The organism is Exiguobacterium sp. s122, from assembly GCF_018618475.1.
Classification (GTDB): Bacteria; Bacillota; Bacilli; order Exiguobacteriales; family Exiguobacteriaceae; genus Exiguobacterium; species Exiguobacterium himgiriensis.
The window spans coordinates 652,549-670,022 of the sequence record NZ_JACSMD010000001.1; the positions used below are offsets into that span (position 1 = coordinate 652,549).

Below are 17,474 nucleotides of genomic sequence, written 5' to 3' on the forward strand. Positions count from 1 at the left end.
TAAGGGGGAGTTGGCGGATGAAACGTTCGCTTGCGCTTGGATTATGCATGACGTTACTTGCCGCGCCGGTCATGGCGTCGGAGAAAGAGACGTTACGGGAACGGCAAGATCGTCTATCCAAACAGCTAGAGGCATCAAAGAAAGCGCAAGCCGAGACGGATGCCGAGCTCAATATCACCGAGGCAGAGCGCGACGCGGTCTTGACTGAGGTGAAAGTCGTCAATGAACGGCTCGACCAACTTAGCGAACAGATTGCGGTCCAGCAGTCTGAAGCTGACGCGGCCAAAGCTGAGCTCGAGACAACACGCCGCCAACTCGCTGCTCAAGAGCAGTACCTCCAAGGCCAGAAGGCGCTCCTCAGTGAGCGTCTTCGTGTGCTTCAAGTAAACGAGGACCGGTCCTATCTCCAAGTCATCTTTGAATCCCGCACGTTCGGGGATTTCATCACGCGTCTTATGACGGCGCAGTCGATTGCGGAGCAGGATCGGGACCTGATACATAGTTTCATGGAAGAAGTCGAACGGCTCGAGTTCCTTGAGACGACGCAACGGACTCAGCTGTCGTTCGTCAAACAAAAAGAGCGTGAGCTCGTCATCACGAAGCAGGCGCTCGACCGCGCCGCTGAGGAGAAGCAGACGCTCCTTTCCGAATTAAACGAACAAGTCGAGCTACTTGAGCTCGAACAGATGACGCGTGAAGAAGAACAGGCGCTCATGGACGAACAACGCCGCATCATCGCTGGTCAGCTCGAGGCGATTGCCACCGCTGAACGAGAGGCGGCTGAAGCGGAAGCGAGAAGACAAGCGGAAGCGAAAGCAGCGGCCGAGGCACAGGCGAAGGCAGAGGCACAAGCGAAGGCAGATGCAGAAGCGCGAGCGCGCCAAGAAGCCGAGGCGAAAGCGAAGACGGAGACAGAGACGTCGCCGAACACTGCCCCTGTCACGCCACCGGTCCCACCAACCGAAGCGACCGAGAAGGTGACGCAACCCGTGTCGACGTTCATCCGTCCGGTCTCTGGTTACGTATCGAGCCGGTTTGGCCCGCGGGCGAACCCGCTGACCGGTGCACCGGAGTCGCATCGCGGCATTGATATCGTCAACGCGACCGGTACGCCAATCGTTTCGGCGGCACCTGGCATCGTCATCAAAGCGGCGCCGGCGACGGGCTACGGTAACGTCGTCTTCGTCTCACACGTGTTAGGCGGCCAAGTGTGGACGACCGTGTATGGTCATCTCGACGCGATCACCGTCTCGCCGGGTCAGACGCTTGCGGCCGGGCAGACGGTCGGTACGCTCGGTAACACGGGCTGGTCGACGGGGCCGCATTTACATTTTGAACTTCACCGCGGCGAATGGGCTCCGGGGCAACCGAACGCGGTCGACCCCGGTCCTTATATCGGCTATTGATGGAGAGACGCGTCCCAAATGTGTGGAACGCGTCTTTTCTTCTAAACTTTTTGCTATACTGAATGAAAGACTGACAAAGAGAAATGAGGGACTACCCGTGAAAAATTCAACCGCTGGACTACTCGCCGGCGCCACGTTCGTCGCTGGGGCCGGTGCAGGGCTCGCGACGATGGCGTTTACTGATACAGCCGCCTTACCGACCGCCATTCAACCACGTAGTGAGGGCTGGGATAAAATCGAGCAAGTACGCAAGCTCATCGAGGCCCACTCCCTAAAAGATATATCGGACGAGACGCTCCTCATCGGGGCACTCGACGGCATGACCGCTGCGCTCGACGATCCGTACTCGGACTTCCTCGACGCGGAAGAGACCTCACAATTTACCGATTCCATCGAGTCGAGTTTTGAAGGAATCGGCGCGACTTTGGAGAAGAAAGGAGAAGACATCTTAATCGTCGCTCCAATCAAGGGAGCACCGGCCGAGGCGGCCGGGCTCCGTCCAGGAGATGTCATCACGGCCGTCGATGGTGAGTCGATTGAAGGGATGGCCGTCGAAGAGGCAGTCCGTCTCATCCGCGGGGAAAAAGGGACCGTCGTCACGCTGACGATTCGTCGTGGGGGCCAAGAGGCCGATTACGAAATCACACGAGACACCATTCCGATTGAGACGGTGACGTCGGAAGTGAAAGAAGAGGCTGGCAAGAAAATCGGCTATTTGCAAGTGACCCAGTTCTCGGAACCGACCGACGAGGAGTTTTTAGAACAGCTCGAAGAACTTGAAAGTCAAGACATCGACAGCCTCATCATCGACGTGCGTGGTAATCCGGGCGGTCTTTTACCGTCCGTCATCACGATGGTCGAAGGTTTCGTCCCGACGGATACGCCGGTCGTCCAAATCGAGAACGCCAAAGGGGAACGGGAGTCGCAGAGCGGCCGTGCCCGTGAGGCGAAACCGTACGGACTCTTCGTCTTGACGGACGAAGGATCAGCTTCTGCGTCTGAGATTCTCGCTGGTGCACTCAAAGAAGGGGCCGGCGCGACCGTCATCGGCAACAAGACGTTCGGAAAGGGCGTCGTCCAGACGGCATTTGACTTAGAAGACGGCAGCAACTTGAAGCTGACGACGAGCAAGTGGCTCACGCCGGACGGCAATTGGATTAACGAGAAAGGAATCGAACCGGACATCGAAGTCAATCAACCGGACTATTTCAGCGTCAACCGCATCCTCGCCGAGACGGACACGCTCGAAGTCGGCGACTACGGCGATTCGGTCTCGAACTTGCATACCGTCTTAGAAGGCCTCGGCTACGAGCCGGGCGGACAGGCGGGCTATTACGGCGATACGATGGCTCGGGCCGTCTCCGCCTTCCAAGAAGACAATAACTTGACGGCGGACGGGATCGTCAACGAGGAGACGGCCTCGGCGCTCGAATCACGTCTACTTGAAGTCATTCAAGACGAGGCGAACGACGCCCAGTTGAACCGTGCGCTCGAAGAAGCCGCAAAATAAGGATTAGGGAAAGGATTGGACACGTGTGGACGTTCTACGAATGAGTGTACTTGCTTTATTGACTTTGATCGGTAGTCCGCTGCTCTGGGTGACACTCGTCGCCCTCGCTTACATATCCATGACACGCATCAAACGGGAGCGGGCGATGTTCCGCTCACGCCGGCGCCCGCCAAAATCGGACTGGATTCATTTCGTCTGGCCTAGCCTTCTGCTCGGCGTGCTCGCCTCGGTCGCGACCGTCTGGCTCGAGACGACAGTCAACATCGAGTGGCTCGTCACGTTCACCGTCCTGTATACGCTCGTCGTCCTGACGATGCATCCACGCTTCGTCAGCCCGGCGTTCCCGCTCCTCGTCATGCTCGCGGTCGTGTCGCTCCGTGATGTCGTGTCGTTCGGACCGGCTGAGGAGACCATCGCGCGACTCGCCGAGGTGGATTGGCCGGTGTACGCCCTCGTCTTCGGTGTCGTGACGCTCGCCGAGGCGATTCTGTTACGGTGGAACGGCAACGTTGAAACGTCACCGACGCTCATCTTGTCGAAGCGGGGCCAGTTCGTCGGCGGTCACGTCGTTAGACGACTCTGGTTTTTCCCGCTCGTCGTCTTTTTGCCACCGTCGTTCGGATTCGACAGCATGGTCCCGGTCATCCTCCCGATTCCGATTGGGGTGAGTCTCTTGTCGACCGGTGCGTTGCCGCGCACGCTCCTCGGAAAGTTGAGCACGTACCGCGGTCTTCTCGCTGTCATCGCGCTCGGCCTGTTCGGGGCGTCCTATGCGCTGGACGTGCCGTATGCCGGTTACGTGTTGCTTGGTCTTTACGTATTGTATGAGCTTGCCTTACAGCTCATCAAACGAGAGAACCGGGCGACGACCCCAGTGTTCATCAACGGCAACCGGGGGGCGGTCATCGTCGATACGTTGCCAGGTTCGCCAGGTGAGGCGATGCAACTCATTCCGGGCGAATCGATCTATAAAGTGAACGGGACGGTCATCACGGGTGGAAGCAGTTTCTACGAGGCGCTCCAACGTCATAAGCCGTACATCAAGCTCGAGGTGCTCAATTTGAACGGAGATATCCGCTTCGTGCAGCGGGCGATGTATGAGACCGACCCACACGAGCTCGGCATCTTGTTCGTCGGAGAACCGATGAGTCCACGGCTTCGGCTACGCAAGTTATAAAATCCATGAAAAAAGGGAGTCTCCGTGGAGACTCCCTTTCGTGTGCTTACGATTCAAGTTTTGATGGCTTGAAGCCCATCGTCGCTTCGACGGCGTGTTGCCAGCCTTTGTAAAGTGATTCACGGTGTGACTCGTCCATGTTCGGCTCGAACTTGTGGTCGAGTTTCCACTGTTGTTTAATCTCGCTTTGGTCTTTCCAGAATCCGACGGCGAGACCCGCGAGGTACGCGGCACCGAGTGCTGTCGTCTCGCTCACTTCCGGCCGTTCAACCGGCACGTCGAGAATGTCGGCTTGGAATTGCATGAGGAAGTTGTTGCTGACGGCACCTCCGTCGACGCGTAGCGTCTTCAGTTCGATGCCAGAATCTTGTTCCATCGACGTGAGCACGTCACGTGTCTGATAGGCGAGCGACTCGAGCGTCGCCCGGACGAAGTGTTCTTTCTCCGTCCCGCGCGTGAGACCGAAGATGGCACCGCGCACGTCCGAGTTCCAATACGGCGCACCAAGACCGACGAAGGCAGGGACGACGTAGACACCGTCCGTCGTCTCGACACGGTTCGCATATTGCTCCGTATCTTTCGCCGACTTGAGCATGCGGAGTCCGTCACGGAGCCATTGGATGGCTGAACCGGCGACGAAGATTGAACCTTCAAGCGCATATTCGACTTTCCCGTTGTACCCCCAAGCGATTGTCGTCAATAGACCATGGTCCGACTTAACGGCTTCTTCACCCGTGTTCATGAGCATGAAGCAACCTGTGCCGTACGTGTTTTTCCCTTCACCTGACTCGAAGCACGCTTGTCCGAACAAGGCAGCCTGTTGGTCACCGGCCGCACCGGCAATCGGTACTTCGAAGCCGAAGAAGTGGTAGGGGATTGTGTTCGCGTACACTTCACTCGACGGTTTGACTTCCGGGAGCATCGATTTTGGCACCGACAAGATGTCGAGGAGCTCGTCATCCCACTGTTGCTCGTAAATGTTATACATGAGCGTCCGTGATGCGTTCGAATAGTCGGTGACGTGGGCGTGACCGCCAGATAGCTTCCAGATGAGCCACGTGTCGATGGTCCCGAAGAGAAGTTCGCCGTTGTCCGCTTTCTCGCGGGCACCGTCGACGTTGTCGAGAATCCATTTCACTTTCGTCCCAGAGAAGTAGGCGTCAATCAAGAGCCCCGTCTTGTCACGGAACAAGTCACCGTGACCAGCTGCGTTCAACTCGTCACAGATGCCGGCCGTTTGACGAGATTGCCAGACGATGGCGTTATAGACTGGGCGGCCCGTTTCTTTTTCCCAAACGACGGCCGTTTCCCGTTGGTTCGTGATGCCGATGGCGGCAATTTCTTTCGGATCGATATCCGCTGATCCGAACGCCTCGGCCATGACCGCAAGCACTGACCCCCAAATTTCGTTGGCGTTATGCTCGACCCAGCCTGGCTTCGGGAAGTATTGTTTGAACTCGCGCTGTGCCGTCGTGACGATTTTTCCGTCGTGGTCGAAGATGATGGCGCGTGAGCTTGTCGTACCTTGATCCAGTGCTAAAATGTAGCGTTTTTCTTTGTCCATAGAGTGTTGCCTCCTTAGATGTTAGAGTTTACGGGACAAGGATGCCATAGATGAGTGCGGCGATGATGGCACCGATAATCGGTCCAACAACCGGAATCCATGAGTAGCCCCAGTCAGATGTACCTTTGCCTTTGATTGGGAGTATCGCGTGCGCAATCCGCGGCCCGAGGTCACGGGCTGGGTTGATCGCATAACCGGTCGTGCCCCCGAGCGAGAGACCGATTGAAACAATCAAGAACGCGACAACAATTGGGTTCAATCCATCCGCGAACGTATTCGCACCGAATGAGAGTAAGGCGAATACGAGGACGAACGTCCCGATAATCTCAGAGACCAAGTTGAACGGGGTGTTGCGAATCCCTGGAGCGGTCGAGAACGTAGCGAGTTTCGCACCTGGGTCATCCGTTGCATCATAATGCGGTTTGTAGTGCACGAACACAAGACATGCCCCGATGAATGCCCCGATGAACTGTGCGAGAATGTACATCGGCACATCAGCCCACGGGAACGTACCGGCCGTCGCAAGCCCGATTGTAACGGCAGGGTTGATGTGCGCCCCTCCGTAGATTCCGGCTGCATAGACACCAATCATGACGGCAAAGCCCCACCCGAACGTGATGACAATCCAGCCTGCGTTCTCCGCTTTCGAATGGCGAAGGACGACACCCGCGACGACACCGTTACCGAGCAAGATTAGTAGCATTGTACCGATAATTTCACTAACAAATGCTGACATGTGATACTCCCCTTTCCCATATTGAATTTTGACTTACCACTTCATTATATCCCCAATTTGAAAGCGCTTCAAAACCAAGATATTCAAAAAAACCACTTTTTTATTTTCCAAGTGGCTTTTATTTGGTAAATCGCTTCGTAAAATCAAGGATGATGCCCATTAAAAAAACGAGTAAGACGCCTAAACTCGCATACGTGAACGGCATCCAGAGGGGGGTCATCAAGTCGAGTGTGATCGAGAGGATGACGGTGACGTACAAATAAGCGAGACGTCGTGAAATTTCTTTATCACGATAACGGCTCGTCATCGTCGCGCCGAGCGGTGCCCCGATAAAGGCACCGAAAATAAGGGCGGCCGGAACGATTAAATCGAGTGTCAGTGACGGCAAATAACCGAGTAACCCCCCGAAGGCGATGAACAAGACGGCGGCGAGACTCGTCCCGACAGCCCGATGCGTCGAATAGCCGAGCCAACTGACGAGAAGCGGGACGATGATGAAGCCGCCACCGATACCGAGTAAGGCCGACAACAACCCGGCAATGGCACCGATAGCAATCGCAGCAACGGTCGTGTTTTGTTTTGGATTCCGTTTCGATGTTTTCTTTAGGAGCGTAACGGCAAAATAAGATAGGATAGCGAGATACAATACGTTCAGCACCCAATCACTCGTACCGGAGAAGGCGAGGACGAACCGGCTCGATAACTGTGCGGTTATAGCTCCAGTGAGCCCGATCATGAGACCGGACGACCACGAGACGTTGCCGAGTGACGTGTGCCGTTTCGCGCCGGCGAGACTCGTCCCGACGACAAAAAGAAGGGACGTGGCGACGGCTTCGGCCGCTGAATAGCCACTAAACAAGAGCACCGGGACGATGATGACCCCGCCACCGATTCCGAAAAACCCGGACAAGGTGCCGACGACGGCACCGAGCGGGATAAAGAGGAGAGACCACATGCCGATCAACTCGTTTCTATAAGAGATTCATTCTTTATGATAACGGAAACGAGAGCAGAATGGGAAACATGTCAGAAGCGAATATTTGTTCGTGTATGTGCTATAATCAAATCAATTATGTATGAAGAGAAAGTGAGGAATCATCATGGATTCGATCCCGTTCGCATTACAATCGGAATATAAGCCGGGTGGCGACCAGCCGGAAGCGATACGACAGCTCGTCGAAGGTGTCAATCGCGGTGATCGCTACCAGACACTACTCGGTGCGACCGGTACCGGGAAGACGTTCACCGTCTCGAACGTCATTCAAGAAGTGAAGAAACCGACGCTCGTCTTAGCCCACAACAAGACGCTCGCCGGCCAGCTCTACTCGGAGTTCAAAGAGTTCTTCCCGAACAACGCCGTCGAATACTTCGTCAGTTATTACGACTATTACCAGCCGGAAGCGTACGTTCCGTCGACGGACACGTTCATCGAGAAAGACGCGTCGATTAATGATGAGATCGACAAACTACGTCACTCGGCGACGTCCGCCTTGTTCGAGCGGGACGACGTCATCATCGTCGCCTCGGTGTCGTGCATCTACGGTCTCGGTAACCCGGAAGAGTACCGCAGTCTCGTCCTCAGTCTCCGTGTCGGAAAAGAGATGGGACGCGATGAGATGCTTCGGAAGTTGATCGACATTCAATATGAACGAAACGACATCGATTTTCAGCGTGGACGTTTTCGCGTACGGGGCGACGTCGTTGAGATTTTCCCGGCGTCTCGTGACGAGCATTGTATGCGCGTCGAATTTTTTGGTGACGAGATTGACCGGATTCGGGAGATGGATCCGCTCACCGGTGAGATTATCGCCGACCGTGAGCACGTCGCCATCTTCCCGGCGTCCCACTTCGTCACGCGTGACGAGAAATTGCAAAAAGCGATCGTCAACATCGAAGCCGAGCTCGAAGAACAGCTCGAGAAGTTCCGTGAAGAAGGGAAACTGCTCGAGGCGCAACGTCTCGAACAGCGGACGCAATACGACTTAGAGATGATGCGGGAGATGGGCTACTGTTCAGGGATTGAGAACTATTCACGACACTTGAACCTCATGCCTGAAGGCGCGACGCCATATACGCTCATCGACTACTTCCCGAAAGACTTCCTGCTCGTCGCCGATGAGTCGCACGTGACGCTCCCGCAAGTGCGTGGGATGTATAACGGCGACCAGGCACGGAAACAAGTGCTCGTCGACCACGGCTTCCGCTTGCCGTCGGCAAAAGACAACCGGCCGCTCAAGTTCGAAGAGTTCGAGAAAAAACTGAGCCAAGCAATCTTCATCTCGGCGACACCAGGTCCGTATGAGCTGGAACATACACCAGAAATGATTGAACAGATCATCCGTCCGACCGGCCTTGTCGACCCGACGATTGAGATTCATCCGATTAAAGGGCAAATCGACTACTTGATGGACCAAATCCGTGACCGCATTAAACAGGACGAACGTGTCCTCGTGACGACGCTCACGAAGAAGATGGCCGAAGACTTATCTGACTATCTTCGTGAGGCCGGCATCAAGGTCAACTACATGCATTCGGAGATCAAGACGCTCGAACGGATTGAGATCATTCGTGACCTTCGTCTCGGTAAGTATGACGTGCTCGTCGGCATCAACTTGCTCCGAGAAGGGCTCGATATTCCGGAAGTGAGTCTCGTCACGATACTAGATGCCGATAAGGAAGGGTTCCTTCGTTCGGACCGGTCACTCATCCAGACGATTGGCCGGGCGGCCCGAAACGCGAACGGACATGTCATCTTGTTCGCCGATAAGATGACCGATTCGATGCAACGCGCTATCGATGAGACCGATCGTCGTCGGACGATTCAATTGGCTTATAATGAAGAACACGGCATCACCCCACAGACGATTCGAAAAGAAGTGCGCGGTGTCATCCGTGCGACGGTCGATGCCGAGGAGGAAGTGCTCGAGTCGCTCAGCTCGATGAAGCCGGCCGAGCGCGAGGCGGCAATTGCCAAACTAGAAGAAGAAATGAAACAAGCGGCCCGCGACCTCCAGTTCGAGCGGGCGGCCGAATTGCGTGACTTAATCTTGGAGTTGAAGGTAGGGAGTTAAATGGCTGAAAAGAAAAATGCGATCGTCATCAAAGGGGCGCGCGTCAACAACTTGAAAAACATTGATATTGAGATTCCTCGGGACCAACTCGTCGTCTTGACGGGTTTGTCCGGTTCCGGGAAGTCTTCGCTTGCCTTCGACACGATCTATGCGGAAGGACAGCGCCGTTACGTCGAGAGTTTGTCCGCGTATGCCCGTCAGTTCCTCGGACAGATGGATAAGCCGGACGTCGATACGATTGAAGGCTTAAGTCCGGCCATCTCGATCGACCAAAAGACGACGAGTCGCAACCCGCGCTCGACTGTCGGGACGGTGACGGAAATTTACGATTACTTACGCCTCTTGTTCGCCCGGATCGGGAAACCGGTCTGTCCGAATCACGGCATCGAAATCTCGAGCCAGACGATCTCGCAGATGGTCGACCAAGTGATGGAATTGCCGGAGAAGACACGCCTGCAAATCCTCGCCCCGATTGTCTCCGGTCGGAAAGGGACGCACGTCAAAGTGTTCGACTCGCTCAAAAAAGAAGGGTTCGTCCGCGTCCGTGTCAACGGTGAGACGATTGAGCTGACAGATGAGATTGAACTCGACAAGAATAAGAAACATTCGATTGAAGTCGTTGTCGACCGCCTCGTCGTCCGTCCTGACGTCGAGGGGCGTCTTGCTGACTCGCTCGAGACGGCGCTTCGCCTCGCGGACGGTCGGGCCATCATCGACAAGATGGATGGGACAGAGCTCCTCTTCAGCGAGCATCACGCCTGTCCGATTTGTGGATTCTCGATTGGCGAGCTCGAACCACGTATGTTTTCGTTCAACTCACCGTTCGGTGCATGCCCGACGTGTGACGGACTCGGGACGAAGCTCGACGTCGACCCGGAACTCGTCATCCCCGACGCGACGAAGACGCTGAAAGAAGGCGCGGTCGCAGCGTGGCAGCCGACGAGTTCGCAATATTACCCGCAACTGCTTGCGGCGATGTGTCATCATTTTGACATCGACATGGACGTCCCGTTCGAGCGGTTATCAAAGCGAGACCAAGACCTCGTCTTGAAAGGGACCGATCAAGAATCGTTCTTGTTCCGCTATGAGAACGATTTCGGTCAAGTTCGGACGAACACGATTTTCTTTGAAGGGGTGCTCCGTAACATCGAGCGTCGCTATAAAGAGACGACGTCCGATTATATCCGTGAACAGATGGAAATGTACATGGCAACCCATGCGTGTCCGACGTGTAACGGGTATCGGTTGAAAGAAGAGACGCTCGCCGTCAAGATTACCGGACATCACATCGGTCAAGTGACGGAGTTGTCGGTCGTCAATGCGATCAACTTGTTCGATACCATCACGAGCGAGATTAGCGAGAAAGACCTCGCCATCGCCCGTCTCATCTTGCAAGAGATTTGTGAGCGGCTCAGCTTCCTGAACAACGTCGGTCTCGACTATTTGACGTTGTCACGGGCGGCCGGTACGCTCTCGGGTGGAGAAGCGCAGCGGATTCGCCTCGCGACACAAATCGGGTCACGTCTCACCGGCGTCTTGTACGTCCTCGACGAACCGTCAATCGGTCTTCATCAACGGGATAACGACCGATTGATCGCGACGTTGAAACAGATGCGCGACATCGGCAACACGCTCATCGTCGTCGAGCATGACGAAGACACGATGATGGAAGCCGACTATTTGATTGATATCGGTCCAGGTGCAGGTGAGCACGGTGGACAAGTAATCGCTGCCGGAACGCCGAAGCAGCTCATGAAAAACAAGGCGTCCTTGACGGGACAATATTTGGCTGGGAAGAAGTTCATCCCGCTCCCGACGGAACGAAAAGTACCGGATGAGCGCTTCCTTAAAATCTTGATGGCCGAAGAGAACAACTTGAAAGGGGTCGACGTCTCGATTCCGCTTGGGATGTTCATCGCGGTCACTGGTGTCTCGGGATCTGGGAAATCGACACTCATCAACGAGATTCTTTACAAGTCACTCGCGCACCACATTAACCGGGCGAAAGCGAAACCGGGTCGCCATAAGAAGATTGAAGGGCTCGACCAGATTGATAAAGTGATCGACATCGACCAATCCCCAATCGGACGGACACCACGTTCGAACCCGGCGACATACACGGGTGTGTTCGACGATATTCGGGACGTGTTCGCCACGACGAACGAGGCGAAGATGCGCGGCTACAAGAAGGGCCGCTTCAGCTTCAACGTCAAAGGTGGGCGCTGTGAGGCATGCCGCGGAGACGGCATCATTAAGATTGAGATGCACTTCTTGCCGGATGTGTACGTACCGTGTGAAGTGTGTCACGGGAAACGCTATAACCGGGAGACGCTCGAAGTGAAGTATAAAGGGAAGACGATTGCGGACGTCCTCGATATGACGATTGAGGAAGGGCTCGAATTCTTTGACAAAATTCCGAAAATCAAACGGAAGATTCAAACGATCTTTGACGTCGGTCTCGGTTACATGAAACTCGGCCAACCGGCGACCGAGCTGTCAGGTGGGGAGGCGCAACGCGTCAAACTCGCGTCCGAACTCCATAAACGTTCGACCGGGAAGACGATTTATATTTTGGACGAACCGACGACCGGGCTCCACGTCGACGATATCGCGCGACTGTTGAAAGTACTCCAGCGCCTTGTCGAGAACGGGGACACGGTGCTCGTCATCGAGCACAACCTCGACGTCATCAAGTCGGCCGATTACTTGATTGACCTTGGTCCGGAAGGCGGGGACGGTGGCGGAACAATCGTCGCGACTGGGACGCCGGAAGAAGTCGCTGAAGTCGCAGGATCGTATACGGGCAAGTATTTGAAGCCGGTACTCGAGCGGGATGCAGCTCGGGCGAAACCGAAAGCAGGAAAACGGAAGTAAGGTATAGAAATGGTGAGAAACGGGAACATGATTGACGTGTAACCAAACCAAAGGGGGAAACGAACGTGAAACAAGAAATGCGTGAACTGATTCTCCAGCAAGTGAAAGACGGCAAGTTGACGATTGAGGAAGGCATGACCCAACTCGAGCGGCTCGAAAAACTTGAACCGGAACGCATCCAGGCACTCGAAGAACAGCAACAGACGGAAAAAGTCGACGCTTACTCGGTCGAATCGCTGACGACAAAACTGACGTCTGCGGTCGAGGGGCTTGTCACGAAGCTTCGTGACAGCGACTTCTCGTTTAGCTCGAACTTCGGTCCGGAAGTGACGTACTCGAAGTCCTTCCCGTTCACCGGTAAAGACATCACCCTCGACTTGTTCAACGCCTCGGCGACAATCGTTTCGTCGGACAACGAGGAGTGCGAGCTCATCGTCACGGGCCGGCCGCTCCGTCAACAAGATGCGGATAAGGCGCTCGAGCAGCTTCAGTCGGCCGTGAAACATTCGGTCATCGGAGACCGTCTCGTTGTCTCGCTTCGTGACAAACTCGTCCGGGCGCACGTCGAACTGTACGTCCCACATCATCATTTCGACCACTTAAACGTTCAAACGTTAAACGGGGAAGTCCGTGCCGATGGGCTCGACGTCGAGAGCGTCCGCGTCCAGACGGCGAACGGTCGCATCGTCCTGCACGACGTCCACGCCTCCGAACTGTTGCTCAACACCGGAAACGGTACGGTCGAAGTCGATGGAATTGAGACCGAGCTCGTCCACGTCCGGACGGGGAACGGGGCCGTCATTGTCGGAGGGAAGTACGACAAGGCCTCCCTCAAGACCGGTAACGGCAATATTCGGGCCGAACTCGCGACGGCTCGTCCAGCCAAGTTCGAACTCGTCTCGCTCGCCGGGAACATCCGCCTCGTCTTGCCACACGGCGTCGAGGTCGAAGGGGATCTTGAGACGAACTTCGGCGGCTTGCACTGTAACTTAGACGAACTCGAAATCGTCCGTGACCGAAAAGACGTCGCCCAGCGCCGCCTTGAATTTATCTCTGGACGGGGCCAAACTCCGCGCATCGAAGTTGAAGCCGGCACACGTACCGGAACGATCGACCTCGAGCACGGTTCACAGCACACACCGTCCACGTTCCTCGAAGAAGAGAAGCATGAACCGGTTGACCCGGTCGACCCGGTGAACCCAGGGGACTTGAACAATCCGTTTCATCAGAAGTAATGCACGACCCGGAGGTGATGCCTCCGGGTTCTTTTATAGAGGGAGGGGTCACATGCGGCGATTCGTTTCGGTATACGGAGGGGTGTTGATTGCGGTACTGTTGCTCGTCGGATGTGACGATGCGCAACGCGTCGTCAACGGAACCGAGCCGGCTGACGACGAAGCAATCGCCGTCGCCTGGTCTTACATCACCGCGCGCAATTGGCAGGGAACGAGTGACGAGGGGCAAAACGCCGAGGTGAACCGAATCGTCATCAAGGACGGCTTCGAGCTTTTTGACGAGACGCTCATTGGGGAAGAAGTGCTCGCGGTTTCGTTCGTGTCTGAACCCGACAGCGTCGTCGGCGCCCCGATCGTGTTGCTTTCGCCAAAGACGAACGAAGTCATTGGGTATATTCCGAGCGAGTAAGGCTGATTTCCCATACGATAAGAAAGAGAGGAGCGGCACCCCATGCGGGATGACGCTCCTCTCTTTGTTCACGATGTAACCATATTTGGTTATAGATTCATCTCGTACTCCATCTGTTCCCATTCCATCATTGGGGCTTCATACAGCGTGAACGAGCCAATCGCCAAGACGATGAAGAGAATCGGTCCGGCGATGAGTAAGAAAATCCCAAGGTTACGCATTTTACGCGACCGTTTCCAATAGAAGATGATGGCGACGATCATCGAGATGAGCGAGCCGGATAAGAAAAAGCCGACGATGTTCAAAATGAATAATAACAGAACCGTTTCGTTTTTCGTCGCGGCGTACTCGCGCCACATGTCGATGAGTGACTTGATGAGATAGACGAGTGCCGCAATCCCAATGATAAATACAAAGATGACCGCAATCACAAATAGTGAGTTCATGAATTTCACCTCCTTTAATGGTCTATACCCTATTTACGGCGCTCATATAAAATTGTTTCATTTATTTCTGACACACCACGACTCACTTTCGCTGACACCAAGTATAGAGAGCTATGATACAATAATGAGCGTGAAAGGGGCAGATACTCATGCAAAATATCGTACGTACGGCTCAACTCGTTGAGCGCTTCAAATTAAAAGTCGTCGCGGGGGAAGAAGGACTTCACCGTCCTGTCGCCACGCCGGATCTCAGTCGCCCGGGACTCGTCCTTGCCGGCTACTATACGCACTATGCGAAGAACCGCCTGCAAGTGCTCGGAAAGACAGAGCTCACGTTTTATGCGAGCCTGTCCGAGGAGAGTCGCCGTGAACGCGCGAAGATTCTTTGCACCGAGCTGACACCAGGCATTCTCATCACGCGCGGCTTTGACATCCCGAAAGAGATTTTAGAACAGGCGGAGGCGGCGAACGTACCGCTCATGCAGACGAACGCAGTGACGACATCAATCGAATCACAAATCACGAACTTCCTCGAGATGGAGCTCGCACCGATGACGGCGATGCACGGCGTCCTCGTCGACATTTATGGCGTCGGCGTCCTCATTAAAGGACAGAGCGGTGTCGGAAAATCGGAGACGGCGCTCGAGCTCGTCAAGCGCGGGCATCGTCTCGTCGCCGACGATTCGGTCGAGATTCGCCAGACCGGTGATCAACTCCTCGTCGGATCGGCACCGAAACTCATCCGTCATTTGCTCGAGATTCGCGGGATTGGCATCATCGACGTCATGACGCTCTTCGGGGCAGGTGCCGTCCGTTCGCATAAGAAGATTAGCCTCATCGTCAACCTCGAGAACTGGGACGCAGGGAAAGTCTATGACCGTGTCGGGCTCGACCATAACACGATGAAGATTATCGATAGCGAAGTGCCACTCCTTACGATTCCGGTCCGTCCGGGACGTAACTTGGCCGTCATCGTCGAAGTTGCGGCGATGAACTATCGTCTTCAAAACATGGGCATCAATACCGCGGAAGAGTTCGCCGAGCGTCTCGCGAACGCGATCCACGATAACGAAGGGGACATGGAATGATGGTGGAACCGACGTTTGATCGTGTAGCATTTGAAATCGGGTCGCTGCCGATTTACTGGTACGGGATGATTATCGCCTTCGGGGCGATGCTCGGACTCGTACTCGCCTTGTTCGAAGCGAAACGCATCAACTATGATTCGGAACGACTCGTCGACGTCGTCATTTGGTCGATTCCGATTAGTATCGTCTTCGCCCGCGTGTACTATGTCGTCTTCCAATGGGATTACTATAGCCAAAACCTCGGGCAAATCATCGATATCCGGCAAGGTGGTATCGCGATTCACGGGGCGATCTTCGGAGCGCTCCTCGTCGTCATCGTCTACAGCATGCGCAAGTCGATGTCGTTCTGGAAAGTGACGGACATCCTCGCGCCGTCGCTCCTACTCGGCCAAGCGATCGGACGTTGGGGCAACTTCATGAACCAAGAAGCGCATGGGGATGAGACAACGCGTAGCTTCCTAGAAGGCACGCTCCGCCTCCCGGATTGGATTGTGAATCAGATGTTCATCGACGGGGCGTATTACTTGCCGACATTCTTGTTCGAGAGCATGTGGAACCTTCTCGGGGTCATCGTCCTCGTCGTCTGGCGTATGGTCGGGAACCCGCCACGCGGCTATATCTTCTTGTCGTACCTCGTCTGGTACTCGGTTGGCCGCTTCTATATCGAAGGACTCCGGACGGACAGCCTCATGGCTGGAGACTTACGGACGGCCCAAATCGTCTCGATTTTGATGATTGTCTTCGGAATTGTCATGATGGTCGTACGCCGCAAAGCGAAACGATATGATGACCCTTCAGAGAAAGGACTGTTTGATTAATGGATACGTTACTGTTTGATTTGGACGGGACGCTGCTCGATACGAACCCACTTATTCTTGCGAGCTTCCGTCATACACTCGGCTATTACTTCCCGCATGAGACGTATCGGGATGAGGATTTGTATCCGTTCATCGGCCCGACGCTCGAGAAGTCGTTCCGGGAACTGAACGAACCAGAGTGGAAAGAGATGCAGGCGTTTTATCGAAGCTTCAATATCGCGATGCATGATGCACTCGTCGCCGAGTATCCGGGCGTCATCGAAGGGCTTCAGCGTCTGCATGCGAAAGGCTACAAGATGGGGATCGTCACGTCGAAAGGGCGTCCTGTCGTCGAACAAGGGTTGCGCTTGTTCAAAATCGACCACTTGTTCGACGTCGTCATCACAGCCGATGACGTTGAAAACGAGAAGCCACACGCCGAACCGGTCGAACGCGCCCTTCGCGCCCTCGATTCGACGCCTGAACGGGCCGTCATGGTCGGGGACAACGATACGGACATCTTTAGCGGTAAGAATGCCGGGACGAAGACAGTCGCCGTCGGTTGGGCCTTGAAGGGCCGTGCCTTCCTCGAGGCGCTCGAGCCGGACGTAATCATCGAGTCGATGGAACACTTCGAAGCGTGGCTTGACGAGGTTACGATCCATGCGTAAGACGGAACGGTTCCGTCTCGCCGGACCGAATCCGCTCTGGCAGATGTATCGGACGATTCGGTTCGTCCGTGTGTTCAAGAACACGGCCGTCGTCATGGTCGGTCGCTTCTTCCCGTCGGTGAAGGCGAAACGGTGGTTGTATCGGACGTTTCTCGGCATGCGAATCGGGGAGTATAGCGCACTCGCCCTCATGGTGACACCGGACGTCATGTTCCCGGAACGGATCACGATTGGGCGGAACACCGTCATCGGATTCAATACGACCATCCTTTGTCATGAATACCTCGTCGACGAGTATCGAATCGGCGACGTTTCAATCGGAGACGAGGTGTTGATTGGGGCGAACGTGACGATCCTTCCGGGCGTCACGATCGGCGATCGGGCCGTCGTAGGTGCCGGTGCCGTCGTCCATCGTGACGTCTTGCCCGGGGAGCGCGTCGTCGGTGCAAAGCTCTTGACAGTCGACACGAAATAGACACAATTTAGCACG

15 protein-coding genes are annotated in these 17,474 nt (G+C 55.2%); 11 read left to right on the forward strand and 4 right to left on the reverse strand.

Annotation, left to right across the window (positions count from 1 at the left end):
- Positions 1-17 precede the first annotated feature (17 nt).
- From KNP92_RS03385 to KNP92_RS03395, 3 genes are all read left to right on the forward strand, one after another.
- A complete protein-coding gene (locus tag KNP92_RS03385; protein ID WP_214837137.1) occupies positions 18-1,406 on the forward strand; it encodes a murein hydrolase activator EnvC family protein in 1,389 nt (462 codons plus the stop codon).
- 97 nt (positions 1,407-1,503) lie between these two features.
- The gene (locus KNP92_RS03390) at positions 1,504-2,916 is read left to right on the forward strand and encodes a S41 family peptidase (RefSeq protein WP_214837139.1); all 1,413 of its coding nucleotides are present in this window, start codon (positions 1,504-1,506) and stop codon (positions 2,914-2,916) included.
- A 40-nt stretch (positions 2,917-2,956) separates the two neighbouring features.
- Positions 2,957-4,093 (forward strand): PDZ domain-containing protein, encoded by a 1,137-nt coding sequence (locus KNP92_RS03395; RefSeq protein WP_214837142.1) that lies wholly within the window; start codon positions 2,957-2,959, stop codon positions 4,091-4,093.
- 46 nt (positions 4,094-4,139) lie between these two features.
- Here KNP92_RS03395 and glpK read toward each other — a convergent pair whose 3' ends face one another.
- The 3 genes from glpK to KNP92_RS03410 all read right to left on the reverse strand — a co-directional run bounded on the left by glpK (position 4,140) and on the right by KNP92_RS03410 (position 7,348).
- Positions 4,140-5,657, reverse strand: coding sequence for a glycerol kinase GlpK (glpK, locus tag KNP92_RS03400; protein WP_214837145.1), 1,518 nt, complete (start codon positions 5,655-5,657; stop codon positions 4,140-4,142).
- A gap of 28 nt (positions 5,658-5,685) precedes the next feature.
- On the reverse strand, positions 5,686-6,393 hold the full coding sequence (locus tag KNP92_RS03405) for an MIP/aquaporin family protein (protein WP_214837147.1): 708 nt from the start codon (positions 6,391-6,393) through the stop codon (positions 5,686-5,688).
- Between the two features lie 118 nt (positions 6,394-6,511).
- The gene (locus KNP92_RS03410; protein WP_214837150.1) at positions 6,512-7,348 is read right to left on the reverse strand and encodes a sulfite exporter TauE/SafE family protein; all 837 of its coding nucleotides are present in this window, start codon (positions 7,346-7,348) and stop codon (positions 6,512-6,514) included.
- Between the two features lie 145 nt (positions 7,349-7,493).
- Between KNP92_RS03410 and uvrB the strand changes: the two genes are divergently transcribed.
- The 4 genes from uvrB to KNP92_RS03430 all read left to right on the forward strand — a co-directional run bounded on the left by uvrB (position 7,494) and on the right by KNP92_RS03430 (position 13,982).
- Positions 7,494-9,464, forward strand: a complete 1,971-nt coding sequence (uvrB, locus tag KNP92_RS03415) for an excinuclease ABC subunit UvrB (protein WP_214837152.1) — start codon at positions 7,494-7,496, stop codon at positions 9,462-9,464.
- Positions 9,465-12,338, forward strand: coding sequence for an excinuclease ABC subunit UvrA (gene uvrA / locus KNP92_RS03420; RefSeq protein ID WP_214837155.1), 2,874 nt, complete (start codon positions 9,465-9,467; stop codon positions 12,336-12,338).
- 65 nt (positions 12,339-12,403) lie between these two features.
- Positions 12,404-13,573 carry a DUF4097 family beta strand repeat-containing protein gene (locus KNP92_RS03425; RefSeq protein ID WP_214837158.1) on the forward strand — a complete coding sequence of 390 codons (1,170 nt, stop codon included), beginning with the start codon at positions 12,404-12,406 and terminating at the stop codon, positions 13,571-13,573.
- A gap of 52 nt (positions 13,574-13,625) precedes the next feature.
- Positions 13,626-13,982, forward strand: a complete 357-nt coding sequence (locus tag KNP92_RS03430) for a hypothetical protein (protein WP_214837161.1) — start codon at positions 13,626-13,628, stop codon at positions 13,980-13,982.
- Positions 13,983-14,071: 89 nt separating this feature from the next.
- On the opposite strand, the gene KNP92_RS03435 is transcribed toward KNP92_RS03430, so the two are convergent.
- Entirely contained in the window at positions 14,072-14,428 is a 357-nt protein-coding gene (locus tag KNP92_RS03435; protein ID WP_214837164.1) for a hypothetical protein, read from the reverse strand.
- A 149-nt stretch (positions 14,429-14,577) separates the two neighbouring features.
- Here KNP92_RS03435 and hprK point away from each other — a divergent pair, with 149 nt between their 5' ends.
- From hprK to KNP92_RS03455, 4 genes are read left to right on the forward strand one after another with little or no spacing between them, the layout of a single operon-like run.
- Positions 14,578-15,516: an HPr(Ser) kinase/phosphatase gene (gene hprK / locus KNP92_RS03440; protein WP_214837167.1), complete on the forward strand. Its 939-nt coding sequence runs from the start codon at positions 14,578-14,580 to the stop codon at positions 15,514-15,516.
- Positions 15,513-16,334 (forward strand): prolipoprotein diacylglyceryl transferase, encoded by an 822-nt coding sequence (gene lgt / locus KNP92_RS03445; protein ID WP_214837172.1) that lies wholly within the window; start codon positions 15,513-15,515, stop codon positions 16,332-16,334. Before hprK ends, lgt begins: the two co-directional genes overlap by 4 nt.
- On the forward strand, positions 16,334-16,984 hold the full coding sequence (ppaX, locus tag KNP92_RS03450; RefSeq protein ID WP_214837175.1) for a pyrophosphatase PpaX: 651 nt from the start codon (positions 16,334-16,336) through the stop codon (positions 16,982-16,984). The genes lgt and ppaX overlap by 1 nt, the downstream gene beginning before the upstream one ends.
- Positions 16,977-17,459: an acyltransferase gene (locus KNP92_RS03455; protein ID WP_214837191.1), complete on the forward strand. Its 483-nt coding sequence runs from the start codon at positions 16,977-16,979 to the stop codon at positions 17,457-17,459. Before ppaX ends, KNP92_RS03455 begins: the two co-directional genes overlap by 8 nt.
- The last annotated feature ends 15 nt before the right edge of the window (positions 17,460-17,474 follow it).

What these genes read in the sequence shown, in the direction of transcription:
- KNP92_RS03385 (WP_214837137.1), top strand. Translation starts at nt 18, where the DNA reads ATGAAACGTTCGCTTGCGCTTGGATTATGCATGACGTTACTTGCCGCG.
- KNP92_RS03395 (WP_214837142.1), top strand. Translation starts at nt 2,957, where the DNA reads ATGAGTGTACTTGCTTTATTGACTTTGATCGGTAGTCCGCTGCTCTGG.
- glpK (WP_214837145.1), bottom strand. Translation starts at nt 5,657, where the DNA reads ATGGACAAAGAAAAACGCTACATTTTAGCACTGGATCAAGGTACGACA.
- KNP92_RS03405 (WP_214837147.1), bottom strand. Translation starts at nt 6,393, where the DNA reads ATGTCAGCATTTGTTAGTGAAATTATCGGTACAATGCTACTAATCTTG.
- KNP92_RS03410 (WP_214837150.1), bottom strand. Translation starts at nt 7,348, where the DNA reads ATGTGGTCTCTCCTCTTTATCCCGCTCGGTGCCGTCGTCGGCACCTTG.
- uvrB (WP_214837152.1), top strand. Translation starts at nt 7,494, where the DNA reads ATGGATTCGATCCCGTTCGCATTACAATCGGAATATAAGCCGGGTGGC.
- uvrA (WP_214837155.1), top strand. Translation starts at nt 9,465, where the DNA reads ATGGCTGAAAAGAAAAATGCGATCGTCATCAAAGGGGCGCGCGTCAAC.
- KNP92_RS03430 (WP_214837161.1), top strand. Translation starts at nt 13,626, where the DNA reads ATGCGGCGATTCGTTTCGGTATACGGAGGGGTGTTGATTGCGGTACTG.
- KNP92_RS03435 (WP_214837164.1), bottom strand. Translation starts at nt 14,428, where the DNA reads ATGAACTCACTATTTGTGATTGCGGTCATCTTTGTATTTATCATTGGG.
- hprK (WP_214837167.1), top strand. Translation starts at nt 14,578, where the DNA reads ATGCAAAATATCGTACGTACGGCTCAACTCGTTGAGCGCTTCAAATTA.
- lgt (WP_214837172.1), top strand. Translation starts at nt 15,513, where the DNA reads ATGATGGTGGAACCGACGTTTGATCGTGTAGCATTTGAAATCGGGTCG.
- ppaX (WP_214837175.1), top strand. Translation starts at nt 16,334, where the DNA reads ATGGATACGTTACTGTTTGATTTGGACGGGACGCTGCTCGATACGAAC.
- KNP92_RS03455 (WP_214837191.1), top strand. Translation starts at nt 16,977, where the DNA reads ATGCGTAAGACGGAACGGTTCCGTCTCGCCGGACCGAATCCGCTCTGG.